The organism is Pseudooceanicola sediminis (assembly GCF_003575965.1).
GTDB classification, from domain to species: Bacteria; Pseudomonadota; Alphaproteobacteria; order Rhodobacterales; family Rhodobacteraceae; genus Pseudooceanicola; species Pseudooceanicola sediminis.
The window spans coordinates 258,938-273,946 of record NZ_QWJJ01000003.1 but is presented as its reverse complement, the minus strand read 5'-3'; the positions used below and the strand labels follow the sequence as shown (position 1 = coordinate 273,946).

The following is a 15,009-nucleotide window of genomic DNA, read 5'->3' as shown; positions in this document are numbered from 1 at the left end:
TTTTCCCTCGCCTGAGGCCGTTAGTTCAGATCGGTTGAGCCTTGCTCTGCCTTCAGTGCGGCCTGTTCTTCGGCCGCATAGCCTTCGGGCAAATCGGTTTCGTAGAATGTATATCCCAGCGTGATCGTGTGGACGTATTTCGCATCGCGATCGTCGACGATGGCGGGGTCCACGTAGAACGTGACGGGCATTTCCACCGTCTCGCCAGGTTGCAGGACCTGCTCATTAAAGCAGAAACACTGGATCTTGGTGAAAAACCCACCCGCCTCGTAGGGCGTGACATTGTAGGAGGCGGTGCCCGCGATAACGCGGTCTGTCGGATTGTGCGCCTCGAAAAAGGCCAGGCCGGTTTCCCCGATGCGCAACTCCATCTCGCGCTGCACGGGCTTGAACGACCAGGGCATCTTGCTGTCGGTCGAGGCGTCAAAGCGCACCTTGATCGTCTGATCCAGAACCGTGTCGGACCCCGCGTCTGCCTCTTGCGTGACGCCGCCGAACCCAGTGACCTTGCAGAAATAATTGTACGCAGGCACCGCCGCCCAGGCCAGCGAGGCCATGACGACAACCACGCCCACTGTCTGCACCACGGTCTTGGTCTTGGCGTCCATCGCTCAGTTCCCGCTTGTCGCGGCCACGGGCGCTGCCTTTTGCACCCCCGGCACGGTTTCGGGGAATTGCACGTTTTGCGCCGTGACCTTGACGAAGGTCATGCCGAAAATCAGAAAGACCAGCGCCAGAAGCACCCCGCCCAGCCCCAGGTTGCGCGACAGGCGGCGACGGTGCAGATCATGTTCATGTGCCAGCGGCATCTTACCAGCCTCCCAGCTCGTAGGGTTTCAGCAACGCCTCTGCCAGAATCGCGGCAAAGTGCAGCGCGGTGTAATAGAGCGACAGCTTGAAGAAACTCCGCTCGACCTTGTAGGCGTCGGCCTCTGCCGCCGCCTCGTCCCGGCGCCAGATCTGGAACGCACCTTTCAGGAACAGCCCGTTCAGCACCACGGCCACCGCCATGTAGATCGGCCCGCCGATCGAGGTGACGCCAGTGAACAGCGCGATCGGCGCCAGCAGCACGGTATAGGCCAGGATATGCTTGCGGGTGGATTTGCGTCCATGCGTCACGGTCAGCATCGGCACGCCCGCGTCGCGGTAATCTTCCTTCATGAACAGTGCCAGCGCCCAGAAATGGGGCGGCGTCCACATGAAGACCAGCAGGAACATCAGAACCGATTCGATGCTTACTCCGCCCGTCGCCACGGCCCAGCCGATCATCGGGGGGAATGCCCCGGCGGCGCCACCGATGACGATGTTCTGCGGCGTCCAGCGTTTCAGCCACATCGTATAGACGACGGCATAGAAAAAGATCGTGAAGGCCAGGAAAAGCCCGGCAAAGATGTTGGCCGCCAGCGCCAGCATGACGCAGGAAAAGCCCGACAGCGTCAATCCGAGGGCCAGCGCCTCGTCGCGCCCGACCCGCCCCGATGGGATGGGGCGACCGACCGTGCGCTTCATCACCGCGTCGATGTCCGAATCGTACCACATGTTCAGCGCCCCGGAGGCACCACCGCCAACCGCGATGAACAGGACGGCGCAGAACGCGATGAACGGATGCACCGGCACCGGTGCCGCCACCAGCCCGACAAAGGCCGTGAACACCACCAGCGACATCACGCGCGGCTTCAGCAGCGCGATGTAATCCCCGAACTGGGATTCGTATGCGGCATCGCCTGCGTCGGCTTGCGGGTTGAGGCTTACGTCGGTCATGTCTCAGGTCTCTTTCGAACGTCACGGCCCCGGATGATACCGGGACCGGATCGGCTCACGCCAGGGCGCCCCAGGTCCGGGGCGCTGCGCGCGGTATCTCAGGTCGCGGGGGCAACCTGGGCCAGGGGCACGAACTGCCCGGCGTCGGTGCTGGCCGCAAGCCAGGCATCATAGGTCTGCTGGCTGACGACCTTGACCGTGATCGGCATATAGGCGTGGTCCTTGCCGCACAGCTCGGAGCACTGGCCGAAATACAGACCCTCGCGATCCGCGTTGAACCACAGCTGAGCGAGGCGGCCCGGCACGGCGTCCTGCTTCACCCCGAAGGCCGGGATGGTCCAGGAGTGGATGACGTCGGCGCCCGTGATGGTCATGACCACGGTCTTGCCGACCGGCACGATCACGGCAGTATCGGTCGCCAGCAGGTATTCGTCCGGCTCATAGCCGTACTCCGCCAGTTGCTCTTTCTCCAGCTTGAAGCCCTCGTAGGCCAGGCCTTCGGCGTCCGCGTCGGTGTACTCATAACCCCAGTACCACTGGTAGCCGGTCACCTTGATATGAATATCGCCGTCGGGAATCGTCTGCTGCTTGAACAGCGTCGGCAGCGAAAACGCCCCGATGAACATCAGGATCACGATCGGCACGATCGTCCAGGCGATCTCCAGCGGCGAATTGTGCGTAAAGGTCGACGGAACCGGGTTCCGCTTGCGGTTGTAGCGCCACGCGGCGAACAACAGCAGCCCCGTCACCAGGATGACGATGGCCGTGATGATCACCAGGATCATGCCGTCGAGCCATTGCAGATCCGCTGCCTCGGACGACGATGCCGGCTGAAAGCCGATGCCGCCGAGGTGCGGCTTGCCCACGCGTTCAAGCTCCTGCGCCATGGCGGGAAGGGCTGGGAATGCGGCCAGAAGGGCCAGAGAAGGTTTCAAAAATCGCATTGGTCACCCTGATCGGTTGGTGCAGTTCTTGGTGCGTGTCGTTCGTGTCTTTCGGGAAATCGCCGGAACTCCGGCCCGCTCCCGTTGTTTGTCGATGCTTAAAACCATATTCTAACGCCTACGACAACAATCGCCTGCGCGGCAAAGGGACGCTTTTTTGATTTAGATCAAGAATTCCCGTCCCGTCCCTGTCATTCAGGCCCCCGTTGCCACTCTACGTCACAAAAGGCCGTCCCCCAATGACAGATACCCTGTTCCGCCCCTTCGAGACAATGCTGGATGAGGGCGCAGCCCTGTCGCTGCTGCGCGACGCCGTCGCCGGTGCCGACGATGGCGAGCTTTTCATGGAACGTCGCCGATCCGAGATGTTGCATTTTGATGACGGTCGGATCCGTACGGCCTCCTACGACGCGGCCGAGGGATTCGGCCTGCGCGCCGTGCGCGGCGAGGTTGCAGGCTATGCGCACGCAACGGAAATCTCGGAAAGCGCCCTGCGTCGCGCCGTCGCCACCGCGCGTCTTGCCGTGGCCGATGGCGGCGGCACCATGGCCCCCGCCCCGCGCGCCACCAATGCCAGGCTCTATGCCGAACTTGACCCCATCGCGGGCCACGCCTTTCCGGTCAAGGTCGATACCCTGCGCGAGATCGACGCCTTCTGCCGCGACCTCGACCCCCGTGTCGTGCAGGTCAGCGCCACGGTCGCCGCCTCCTGCCAGGAGATCGAGATCCTGCGCCCCGAGGGGCATATCGTGCGCGACATGCGCCCGATGACCCGCGTCAACGTCTCGGTTATCGTCGAGGACAAGGGCCAGCGCCAGACCGGCACCGCCGGGGGGGGCGGGCGCATCGGTCTCGACGGGCTGCTCGACCCCGCTGACTGGCAGGCCAAGGCACGCGAAGCCCTGCGCGTTGCCCTCGTGAACCTTGAGGCAATCCCCGCCCCCGCCGGCATCATGGATGTGCTGCTCGGGCCAGGCTGGCCCGGCGTCATGCTGCACGAAGCCGTCGGTCACGGGCTTGAGGGCGACTTCAACCGCAAGGGCTCCTCGGCCTTCTCCGGGCTGATCGGACAGCAGGTCGCGGCGCGCGGCGTCACCGTTCTGGATGACGGCACCATTCCCGACCGTCGCGGCTCCATCACCATCGACGACGAAGGGACGCCCTCCGGCAAGAACGTGTTGATCGAGGACGGCATCCTCGTCGGCTATATGCAGGACCGCCAGAATGCCCGCCTGATGGGGGTCGAACCCACCGGCAACGGTCGCCGCGAAAGCTATGCCCACGCGCCGATGCCGCGCATGACCAACACCTACATGCTCGGCGGTGACAGCGCCCCCGACGACATCGTTGCGGACATGAAGGACGGCATCCACGCCGTCGGCTTTGGCGGCGGTCAGGTCGACATCACCAATGGCAAGTTCGTCTTTTCCTGCACCGAGGCCTACCTGGTGAAAGACGGCAAGCGCGTCGCGCCGGTCAAGGGCGCGACGCTGATCGGGGATGGTCCTGCCGCGATGAAACGTATCCGCGCCCTCGGCAACGACCTCGCCCTCGACCCCGGCATGGGCAATTGCGGCAAGGCGGGCCAGTGGGTGCCGGTGGGCGTCGGTCAACCCACTGTCCTGATCGGCGGGCTGACCGTCGGCGGCTCCGGCACCTGACCCGCCGATCTTGTTGCTAACGATATCGCCGCGCCCCGCTTGGGGCGCGGCCTTTTCATGTCTGCCGTGGCCTGCGCAGGGCGATTCGATCAAAAGACGGGCACGCCAGATCGCACCGCTCGGATACCGCCAAGATACCGACGTAGGCACCGACGTTGCTTTCAGCGCCAAACCGCTGATCGCAGACGCCCGGCACCGAGACCTCTTTACCGTTAATTAACCACCCGAGCGGTAAAACGATTCTGCAAGCAGGCGGAGTCACGATGGTCGTGGATACACATCCTTCCACTCACCCCCCACTCCCACCCACCACGGAAGATGAACGGCTGTCGTGGCTTCGTCTCTTGCGATCGAACCGCGTCGGCATCGCGACCTTCTATCGCCTGCTGGCCGAGCATGGCACCGCCGCTGCGGCGCTGGATGCGCTGCCCGACATGGCCCGTGCGGCAGGGCTGACTAAATACACTCCCTTCCCAAAACCTGATGCAGAACAAGAGCTTGCCAAGGGTGACGCCTGTGGTGCCCGGCTGATCTGCCTTGGCGACCCGGCTTATCCGCGACAATTGCTGGATCTCTCCGATCCGCCACCCTGCCTCTGGATCATGGGCAATGATGCCGCTCTTGCGCGCCCGATGATCGCCATTGTCGGATCTCGCATGGCCTCCTCCCTCGGGCTGCGCATGGCACGTTCGATGGCCGCAGACCTGGCGTCCGAAGGCTTTGTAATCGTGTCAGGCCTGGCCCGCGGCGTCGACACCGCGGCCCATTCCTCCAGCCAGGACAGTGGCACGGTCGCCGTGATGGCCGGGGGTGTCGATACCATATACCCTATTGAAAACAGTGACTTGGCAAACACGATCTTGCAAAATGGCCTGCGTTTGTCGGAACAGCCCATCGGTCTGTCGCCCACGGCCCGCCACTTTCCTCTGCGCAATCGGCTGATCAGCGGCCTGGCCCGCGCCGTCATCGTGGTCGAGGCCGCGGCCAAGTCCGGCTCTCTCATCACCGCCCGCAACGCACTCGATCAGGGACGAGAGGTGCTGGCGGTGCCCGGCCATCCATTCGACGCCCGCGCCTCCGGGTGCAACATGCTGCTCCGGGACGGTGCCACCCTGGTGCGCGGTGCCCACGACGTGATCGAAGCCATTGGTACAACTGGTGAAAATCGTGCCAATGCGCCACGCCCCCCTGCCCCGACACGATCTGCCCACCCCGGCAATGCCCCCACCCCGCCCCGATCCCCACGCGACATCCGGGATCTGCACGCCGTCATTCTCGACCGCCTCGGCCCCTCGCCGCTGCCCGAGGATCAGCTGCTGCGCGACATCGCCAGCCCGGCGCGACGCGTCATGCCCGCCCTCACCGACCTTGAACTTCAGGGCCGTATCGAACGGCAACCAGGCGGCTTCATCGCCCGGCTTTCCTGATCCTGGCCAGTCGCAGCCCCCGCCAGCCACCGTGGCGGGGGCTTGCGCCCGGTCTGGATTGTCTCCATTGACAAGCCACCCACAGGCCCCACATGTTCCGCCGCCAAGGCGCGATCTTCGAGTCGAGCCGCCATGCGAAAGGAACTCTGATGCCCGTTGTTGTTGTGGAATCCCCGGCTAAGGCCAAGACAATCAACAAATATCTGGGCTCCGATTACACCGTTCTCGCCTCTTACGGCCACGTCCGGGACCTGCCCCCCAAGGATGGATCGGTCGATACGGACAACGACTTCGAGATGCTGTGGGAGGTCGGAACGGACAGTCGCAAACACGTGAAGGCGATTGCGGATGCCCTGAAAGACGACAATGCCCTGATCCTCGCGACCGACCCCGACCGCGAGGGAGAGGCGATTTCCTGGCACCTGGAGGAGACGCTGCGCAAGCGCAAGGCGATCAAGGCCGATACCCCGGTCAGCCGGGTCGTGTTCAACGCCATCACCAAGACCGCCGTGACCGAGGCGATGAAGAACCCGCGTCAGGTCGATGCCCCGCTGGTCGAGGCCTATCTGGCCCGCCGCGCCCTCGACTACCTCGTCGGCTTCAACCTGTCTCCGGTGCTGTGGCGCAAGCTGCCCGGTGCCAAGTCGGCCGGTCGCGTGCAATCGGTCTGCCTGCGCCTGATCGTCGAGCGCGAGATGGAGATCGAGGTCTTTCGCGCCCGTGAATACTGGACGGTCAAGGCCATCCTGACGACCCCGCGTGGGCAGGAATACGAAGCCCGCCTGACAGTGTTGGGTGGCGACAAGCTCGACCGCTACTCCATTGAAAACGAAACGAAAGCCGAGCTTGCCGTACAGGCCATCACCTCGCGCGATCTGACCGTCGCCTCGGTCGAGGCCAAGCCCGCATCCCGCAATCCCTCGCCGCCCTTCATGACCTCGACCCTGCAACAGGAGGCAAGCCGCAAGTTCGGCATGGGTGCACGCCAGACGATGAGCGCGGCACAGCGCCTGTATGAGGCCGGCCTGATCACCTACATGCGGACCGACGGCATCGACATGGCCCCCGAGGCCGTCACGGCCGCGCGCGATGCGATCAAGGAACGCTATGGCGCGGAATACGTGCCCTCCAGCCCGCGGGTCTACAAGAACAAGGCCAAGAACGCGCAGGAAGCGCACGAGTGTATCCGTCCGACCGAGATGACCAAGGACGCCGCCGCGTTGAAGATCACCGATGCGGATCAGCGAAAGCTTTACGATCTGATCTGGAAGCGCACGCTGGCCTGTCAGATGGAGGGCGCCCGCATGGAGCGCACCACCGTCGACATCACCAGCGCCGACCAGCAGGTCGAGCTGCGCGCCACTGGGCAAGTGGTGATTTTCGACGGATTTCTAAGGGTTTACGAGGAAGGAAAGGACGACGCAGTCGTTGACGACGACGACAATCGCCTGCCTCAGATCAGCCAGGGCGAGCCGGCAAAGAAAAAGACCATCACGCCCGATCAACACTTCACCCAACCGCCCCCCCGCTACACCGAGGCGACGCTGGTCAAGCGTATGGAAGAGCTGGGAATCGGCCGCCCGTCGACCTATGCCAGCATCGTCACCACGATTCAGGATCGCGGTTACGTGCGCACGGACAAGTCGCGGATGATCCCCGAGGACAAGGGGCGTCTGGTGATCGCCTTCCTGTCGAACTACTTTCACAAGTACGTCGAATACGATTTTACCGCAGATCTTGAAGGCGAGCTTGATGACGTTTCAGCGGGCGAGCGTGACTACAAGGATGTCCTGAAACGCTTTTGGCGCGATTTCCATGCTGCCATCGAAGAGACATCCGAGCTGCGCATCACGGACGTGCTGGAGAAAATCAACGAGGTTCTTGAACCGCATCTGTTCCCGCCGACCGGCGATGGCAGCGATCCCCGCCTTTGCCCCAATTGTGGCCAGGGGCGGCTTTCAATGCGCACGGCGCGGTCTGGTGGCGCCTTCATCGGTTGCTCCAACTATCCTGAATGTCGCTTTACCCGCCCGTTCGGTCCGCCGGGCGCCGAAGGTCATTCGATCGGCCCGGACGGCAAGATCCTCGGCTACGACAACGAAGAGGCGATCACGCTTCGCGATGGTCGTTTCGGCCCCTACGTGCAGCGTGGCGATGCCACCGAGGAGGTGCCCAAACCCCCGCGCGCCTCTCTGCCAAAGGGATGGGAAGTTGATTCCATTGATCTGGAAAAGGCACTGACGTTGCTTAACCTGCCACGCCAGATCGGCCCGCACCCCGAAGACGGAGAAGTCATCGAGGCCGGGATCGGGCGATATGGCCCCTTCGTCAAGCACAACAAGACCTATGCGAACTTGGCCAACGTGGACGAGGTTTTTGAGGTCGGCATGAACCGCGCGGTTGAACTGCTGGCGCAGAAAGCGGCGCGCGGCGGTCGCGGTCAGGCCGCCAAGCCATTGAAAGAGCTGGGCGAGCACCCAGAACACGGCGGACCGGTCAATGTCATGTCGGGTCGATACGGCCCCTACGTGAAGTGGGAAAAGATCAACGCGACCCTGCCCAACGATGTGGAGCCCGAGAGCCTGACGATGGAGGCAGCAGTCGAACTGATTGCCGAAAAAGCCGCCAAGACCGGCAAGAAACCTGCCCGCAAGGCCGCCGCAAAGAAACCCGCAGCGAAAAAGGCGGCGGCTAAGACCCCTGCCAAGAAGCCAGCCGCAAAAAAGGCCACGACGGGCAAGACATCAGCGGCCAAGACCACCAAGGCCGCGCCGAAGAAAACAGCGGCCAAGAAGACGGCGACCAAGCCTTCCGGAGAGGCCGCCGAAGATAGCGAATAGGGCAACGCTCGATCTGAACTGCGCTTTCGATGACCAGAAACGGCTCCGGACTCCGGGGCCGTTTCTGCGTTGCGGCACTCCTTGCCATGCTGCGGCAATAAATTGACATGAGCTGCGCGCGACGTCAGAAAGTAGAAAATAAATTGGAGGAATTTATGAAAAAGGTGTTCGATTCCGCTGCCGAAGCACTGGATGGCGTGCTGTTCGATGGCATGTTCATAGCGGCAGGTGGCTTTGGCCTCTGTGGTATCCCGGAGCTGCTATTGAGCGCCATCAAGTACGCAGGCACCAAGGATCTGACCTTTGCCTCCAATAACGCCGGAGTGGATGATTTCGGGATCGGCATCCTTTTGCAGACGCGCCAGGTGAAAAAGATGATCTCCTCCTACGTGGGGGAAAATGCCGAATTCATGCGCCAGTATCTGTCTGGCGAACTTGAGCTGGAATTCAACCCGCAAGGCACACTGGCCGAACGGATGCGTGCCGGTGGCGCGGGCATTCCGGGTTTCTATACCAAGACCGGTGTGGGCACCGTGATCGCAGAAGGCAAGGAAACCAAGGACTTCGACGGTCAGGAGTATGTGCTTGAACGGGGGATCGTCGCAGATCTTTCCATCGTCAAGGCTTGGAAAGCCGATCCGACTGGAAACCTGATCTTTCGCAAGACCGCCCGCAATTTCAACCCGCCCGCTGCCATGTGCGGCAAGATGTGCGTCGTCGAGGTCGAAGAGATCGTGCCGACCGGAAGCCTTGACCCCGATGCGATTCACCTGCCCGGCGTCTACGTTCACCGTATCATTCAGGGTGAGCATGAAAAACGCATCGAGAAACGCACCACCCGCCCTGCGGCCTGACGCCCTGTCAGACAGACCCATTGAGATTTGAGGAGGACCGCCATGCCTTGGGACAGAGACCAGATGGCCGCCCGCGCGGCGCAAGAGCTTGAAGACGGGATGTACGTGAACCTGGGGATCGGTATTCCGACGCTCGTGTCGAATTACATCCCCGAGGGCGTCGAAGTGACCCTGCAATCGGAAAACGGCATGTTGGGCATGGGCCCCTTTCCTGTCGAAGGCACCGAGGATGCCGACCTGATCAATGCGGGCAAGCAGACGATCACCGAATTGCCCCAGACTGCCTATTTTGACAGTGCCACCAGTTTCGGCATGATCCGGGGCGGCAAGATTGCGATGGCAATCCTTGGCGCGATGGAAGTGGCCGAGAACGGTGACCTGGCGAACTGGATGATTCCGGGCAAGCTGGTCAAGGGAATGGGCGGCGCAATGGATCTGGTCGCAGGGGTGCGCAAGGTCGTCGTGGTAATGGACCACACCAACAAGCACGGCGACTCCAAGGTGCTGAAGGAATGCACTCTGCCATTGACAGGGCGCGCCGTGGTCGATCGCATCATCACCAACCTCGGGGTGCTAGACGTCGTCGAGGGCGGCCTGACGATCGTCGAACTGGCCGACGGGGTCAGCGAAGAAGAGATGCGAGCGTCAACTCAGGCCACACTCGTCTGAGCAAGATCAATCGCCTAGGCGAAAAGGCCCTGCTGGCGATACCGGCAGGGCCTTTTCCGTTGCCGTGCGAGCGAGGTCTACCGAGTGGAGAGAGCGGCGGCGTTCATTCCGCCGGCGCGCTGCCGCGTTGCGAGCTGCCCGCCCCCAGAGGCAGCTCAACCAGGCGCAGAGAGATGAGGCATGCAAGGGCTGCGACGACAGCGCCGATCAGGAACATCGGTGAAATCGCGTTCGAAAACCCTTGGACGACTTCGGCGCGGGCGATCGGTTCAAGCTGCGCAATGATGCTGGTGGTCAGGTCCTGAATCCGCTCCAGCTGCGGCATCAAGGGCTGCACGTGCAGGGCCATGCCATGATTGAACACCGCTCCGAAAATCGACGTGCCAACGGCACCGCCCGTCAATCGGAACATATTGGCGCTTGCCGTACCGACGCCCAGATGTTCGCGCGGAATAGCCGTCTGGATCGACACGACACCCACGCTCAGATTCGGCCCGATCCCCATGCCGACAAAGGCAAGGTTAGCCGCGATCTGCCACAATGGTGTTTCCGGTCCGATCCGGGACAGGGCGATCAGAGCAATACAAAGCAATCCCGTCGCCAAGGGCGGCAAAAACTTGTACCGTCCGGTGCGCGTCATGAAACGGCCCGCTGAAAATGACCCGCCGATCAGCCCGGCCATCATCGCGATCAGGTAGAGGCCGCTGCGCGCCGGTTCGACGCCCTTCACCACTTGCAGGAACATCGGAACGAAGGAAATCGTACCGAACATCGCCATGCCGACGAGAAAGTTGACGCTGTTGGCGACCTGATAATTGCGGACCCTGAACAACAAGAGCGGCATCACGGGTTCGCTGGCCCGCGCTTCGTTGAGCAGGAATGCGGCAAGGGAAAGAACGGTCAGCCCCATCAGAGCGAGCGTCGCAACGGAGCCCCAGGGCAGGATGGTGCCAGCCAGGTTCGCCAGCAGAACGAGCGCGCTGAGAAAACACATCAAAAGAACCGCGCCAAGGTAATCCATCTTGTGACGCACTGTTTGCGCCTGGGCTGCCAGCGTCCGTGTCAGCACGACAAAGGCGGCGACACCGAAGGGCAGGTTGACGAAAAAGATCCAGTGCCAGCCAACGCTTTGCACCAGAAAGCCCCCGACCAGCGGCCCCAGAACAGTCGAGACGCCAAAGACCGCCGAAAGTGTGCCTTGCGCGCGGGCGCGTTCACGCGGTGGCAGAACATCTGCAACCACCGCCATCGATACCACGATCAGGCTGCCCCCACCCAAACCCTGGATAATCCGCCCGAGAATCAGCACCGGCATGTTCCAGGCCATGCCGGCAATCGCGCCGCCCAGCAAAAAGATCACGATCGCGCATTGCAACACGATCTTGCGTCCGTACATATCGCCCAGTTTACCGGCGATAGGCGCCCCTATGGTCGAAGACAACAGGTAGGCCGTGACAACCCATGTGATATAAGACAAGCCACCCAAATCACTCACGATTTCCGGCAGTGCCGTCGATACGATGGACTGTCCTGTCGAAGCGAGGAAAAGCGTCAGCGCGACGGTCAGCAGTACAACGCGCAGCCTGCGACTGTCAGGCGAAGGAATGTCCTGCGCTGCGGTCGTGGTTTCCGCGCGGTCTTTTGGAGATATCATTTTGCGTCAGTACTTTCGAAAACCTCAGGCAGCCCAGCAGCAAAGCTGTGTGAACACAGGTTGAGACTTGATAAAATTGTTTGAAATGAATATGTGCGCGCGGCATAAGCATGTCAATAGCATGCAAGTTCCAGCCTCAACCGGAGGGTAGTCCGATCAGTACGCGAGACGAAGATATGGCCGACTTTCTGTCCCACGCCGGGATACCTGCGGCCGTCACCGACAAGGCGCTGGTCATCGATGCGATCCTTCAGCAGTGGCGGCGTCGCGTCGGCACCCGCGAACTGGGGCGCATGGCGCTAAGCGAACTGGGTCTCGACATCGACTTGCCAAAGCTCGACGTGCTGATTGCCACCTGGGCCCCGTCAAACGAATTCGGCGCCGACAAGGGCGAAACGATGGTTTCCACCATCGCGACGCGGCTATGCATCGATCCCTCACGCGCGTCGCGATTGGTGTCTGAATTGATCAACCAGGGGCTGCTGGCCCGTGGTGTCAGTCAACAAGATGCACGACGCACCATTGTCGAGCTTACCCCAAAGGGCCGCGCGACGGTTGACGCCGTTCGTACGATCAAGTTCCTGATTCTGGGCGATTATCTGGAAGGCTGGACAGCCGAGGAAATCGAAACATTCCTGCCCCTCCTCGAGCGGTTTTCATCCTGGTCGGAAGAAGCGGCCGACAAGGGGCAGACACGCCTGGCCCCGACAATCGCAGAACTGCGCGACAAGCTGCAAAAACTCTCGGGCTAGGCTCGTCAAATTGGGGGCCGAGGCCTATCTCTGTTCCCATGAGGTCGCTCCCCGAAACATTTTCCAATTGGTTTGCCAGCCATGGCTGGCAGGTGCACCCACATCAACAGGAGATGCTGGAGCGCGCCGACGACCCCGCCCTGTTACTGATTGCCCCAACCGGAGGGGGCAAGACGCTGGCGGGGTTCCTGCCGACGCTGATCGATCTGGCGAACCACCCGCATGACGGCTTGCACACGCTCTATATCTCGCCGCTGAAGGCACTGGCGGCAGATATCCGGCGCAACCTGGAAACGCCCGTCGCCGAGATGGCGCTGCCGATCCGCATCGAGGACCGCACAGGCGACACCCCGTCCAGCCGCAAGAGACGGCAGCGCGCGGATCCGCCCCACATCCTGCTGACCACACCAGAAAGCCTGGCACTGCTGATGTCCTACGACGATGCCCCGCGCATGTTCGCCGGGCTAAAGCGGGTGGTGGTTGACGAAATCCATGCCCTGGCTGAGAGCAAGCGAGGCGATCAACTGATGCTGGCGCTGGCCCGGCTGGAACGGCTATGCCCCGGTCTGCGACGTGTCGGACTGTCGGCGACCGTGGAAGATCCGCCCGCACTCGCCGGGTTCCTGGCGCGCCATCCTGATCCCTGTCACATCCTGATGGCCGATCCGGGCCCCGCACCAGATATCCGGATGCTGCACACCGAAACGCCGCCGCCATGGTCGGGCGGTGGTGGCGTCTACGCGATCCCCGATGTGCTGGAACAGATCAGGCAACACCGCATCACCCTGATCTTTCACAACACGCGCGCCCAGGCCGAAATCTTTTTTCACAACCTCTGGCTGGCAAACGACGATGGCCTGCCGATCGGCATCCACCACGGCTCTCTCGACAAGGTACAGCGGGACCGGGTGGAACGCGCGATGGTGCAAGGGCGCCTGCGCGCGGTCGTCTGCACAGGGTCTTTGGACCTGGGGATCGACTGGGGCGATGTCGATCTGGTGATCCAGGTCGGTGCCCCAAAGAACGTCAAGCGGCTGGTCCAGCGTATCGGCCGCGCAAATCACCGCTATAACGCCCCCTCCAAGGCGCTGCTGGTGCCTGCCAACCGGTTCGAGGTGGTGGAATGCGAAGCCGCGCTGGAGGCGGTTGTCGCCGCCGACCTGGATGGCGATCCGCGCGGCCCAGGGCCGCGTGACGTCCTGTGTCAGCATATCCTGATTGCCGCCTGCGCCGGTCCCTTTGCAGCAGAGGACCTCTTCGATGAGGTGCGCACTGCCGGCCCCTATGCCGATCTGGCGCGCAACGAATTCGACGCCTGCCTCGATTACTGTGCCACGGGCGGCTACGCGTTGCGGGCGTATGATCAGTGGCAGCGCCTGAAACAGGCCCCCGATGGTCGCTGGCATCTGCGCGACCCCCGCGCCAGCCAGCTGATCCGGATGAATATCGGCACGATCCAGGATACAGACACGCTCAAGGTCCGGTTGAAACGCGGCGGCGGCAAGCCTCTGGGCGAGGTCGAGGAAAGCTTTGCCACCTCATTGACGCCCGGTGACACGTTTCTGATCGGCGGCAGGATCGTGCGCTATGAATCTCTGCGCGAAATGACCGTCGAGGTCAGCCGTGATGGCGGGCGCAAACCAAAGGTCGCCGTGTTCAGCGGGACGAAATTTGCCACATCCACGCAATTGTCGCAGCGGATCCTGCGCATGTTCCAGCAGGACAGCTGGCCAGAATTGCCCCGCCACACATCGCAATGGCTGTCCCTTCAGCGCGAGGTGTCGCGCCTGCCCGAACCTGGGCGACTGCTGGTCGAAAGCTTTCCGCACGATGGTCGGATGCATGTCTGCATCTATGGGTTTGCCGGACGCAATGCCATGCAGACCCTCGGCTTGCTTCTGACAAAACGGATGGAGGAACTGGGCCTCGCCCCGCTTGGCTTTGTTTCGACCGACTACGCGACGCTGATCTGGGGACTGGAGGAGGTGCTGGACCCCACCGCTCTTTTCGACCCTGTCGCCCTGCGGAACGGGCTGGATGGCTGGCTTGCCGGAAACGCGGTCATGAAGCGCACCTTTCGTGGCGCCGCAACCATTGCCGGGCTGATTCAGCGCAATACCCCATCGACCCGGAAAAGCGGGCGACAGGCGACGTTTTCCTCGGATATCCTCTACGACACCTTGCTGAAATATGACCCCAATCATCTGCTGATGGAGATCACGCGGCAGGAGGCGATGCGTGGCCTGGTCGATTTCGGCCGGATCGTGGAAATGACCCAACGGGTCGCGGGCCGGATCGATCACTTGCGGTTGGAGAGGGTTTCCCCGCTGGCCGCACCGTTGTTCATGGAAATCGGCAAGGTTCCTATCGAGGGCGAAGGCCGCGCCCGGCTGGAGGCACAGGAGGCCGAGCGCCTGATGCAGGAGGCTGGCCTTGTCTGAGGCCGC

12 protein-coding genes are annotated in these 15,009 nt (G+C 62.4%); 7 read left to right on the top strand and 5 right to left on the bottom strand.

The genetic code is table 11. The annotated features are described in order from the left end of the window. Window positions 1–20: 20 nt before the first annotated feature. From DL237_RS04920 to coxB, 4 genes are all read right to left on the bottom strand, one after another. A complete protein-coding gene (locus DL237_RS04920) occupies window positions 21–608 on the bottom strand; it encodes a cytochrome c oxidase assembly protein (protein WP_119397910.1) in 588 nt (195 codons plus the stop codon). Window positions 609–611: 3 nt separating this feature from the next. Next, a complete protein-coding gene (locus DL237_RS04915; protein ID WP_119397909.1) occupies window positions 612–809 on the bottom strand; it encodes a cytochrome C oxidase assembly protein in 198 nt (65 codons plus the stop codon). Window position 810: 1 nt separating this feature from the next. After that, on the bottom strand, window positions 811–1,761 hold the full coding sequence (gene cyoE, locus DL237_RS04910) for a heme o synthase (protein WP_119397908.1): 951 nt from the start codon (window positions 1,759–1,761) through the stop codon (window positions 811–813). A 98-nt stretch (window positions 1,762–1,859) separates the two neighbouring features. After that, the gene (gene coxB, locus DL237_RS04905) at window positions 1,860–2,705 is read right to left on the bottom strand and encodes a cytochrome c oxidase subunit II (RefSeq protein WP_119397907.1); all 846 of its coding nucleotides are present in this window, start codon (window positions 2,703–2,705) and stop codon (window positions 1,860–1,862) included. Window positions 2,706–2,944: 239 nt separating this feature from the next. On the opposite strand from coxB, the gene tldD reads away from it, so the two are divergent. The 5 genes from tldD to DL237_RS04880 all read left to right on the top strand — a co-directional run bounded on the left by tldD (window position 2,945) and on the right by DL237_RS04880 (window position 10,156). After that, window positions 2,945–4,366, top strand: a complete 1,422-nt coding sequence (gene tldD / locus DL237_RS04900) for a metalloprotease TldD (protein WP_119397906.1) — start codon at window positions 2,945–2,947, stop codon at window positions 4,364–4,366. Between the two features lie 263 nt (window positions 4,367–4,629). Next, the gene (dprA, locus tag DL237_RS04895; RefSeq protein WP_119397905.1) at window positions 4,630–5,793 is read left to right on the top strand and encodes a DNA-processing protein DprA; all 1,164 of its coding nucleotides are present in this window, start codon (window positions 4,630–4,632) and stop codon (window positions 5,791–5,793) included. Window positions 5,794–5,942: 149 nt separating this feature from the next. After that, window positions 5,943–8,633 (top strand): type I DNA topoisomerase, encoded by a 2,691-nt coding sequence (gene topA, locus DL237_RS04890; protein WP_119397904.1) that lies wholly within the window; start codon window positions 5,943–5,945, stop codon window positions 8,631–8,633. A gap of 155 nt (window positions 8,634–8,788) precedes the next feature. Next, window positions 8,789–9,487 carry a CoA transferase subunit A gene (locus tag DL237_RS04885; RefSeq protein WP_119397903.1) on the top strand — a complete coding sequence of 233 codons (699 nt, stop codon included), beginning with the start codon at window positions 8,789–8,791 and terminating at the stop codon, window positions 9,485–9,487. A gap of 42 nt (window positions 9,488–9,529) precedes the next feature. Further along, window positions 9,530–10,156: a 3-oxoacid CoA-transferase subunit B gene (locus tag DL237_RS04880; RefSeq protein ID WP_119397902.1), complete on the top strand. Its 627-nt coding sequence runs from the start codon at window positions 9,530–9,532 to the stop codon at window positions 10,154–10,156. 103 nt (window positions 10,157–10,259) lie between these two features. Here DL237_RS04880 and DL237_RS04875 read toward each other — a convergent pair whose 3' ends face one another. Continuing rightward, window positions 10,260–11,810 carry an MDR family MFS transporter gene (locus tag DL237_RS04875; protein ID WP_119397901.1) on the bottom strand — a complete coding sequence of 517 codons (1,551 nt, stop codon included), beginning with the start codon at window positions 11,808–11,810 and terminating at the stop codon, window positions 10,260–10,262. Window positions 11,811–11,986: 176 nt separating this feature from the next. On the opposite strand from DL237_RS04875, the gene DL237_RS04870 reads away from it, so the two are divergent. Both DL237_RS04870 and DL237_RS04865 read left to right on the top strand, forming a co-directional pair. Further along, window positions 11,987–12,562: a MarR family winged helix-turn-helix transcriptional regulator gene (locus DL237_RS04870; RefSeq protein ID WP_119397900.1), complete on the top strand. Its 576-nt coding sequence runs from the start codon at window positions 11,987–11,989 to the stop codon at window positions 12,560–12,562. A 38-nt stretch (window positions 12,563–12,600) separates the two neighbouring features. Next, window positions 12,601–15,003, top strand: a complete 2,403-nt coding sequence (locus DL237_RS04865; RefSeq protein WP_119397899.1) for a ligase-associated DNA damage response DEXH box helicase — start codon at window positions 12,601–12,603, stop codon at window positions 15,001–15,003. The last annotated feature ends 6 nt before the right edge of the window (window positions 15,004–15,009 follow it).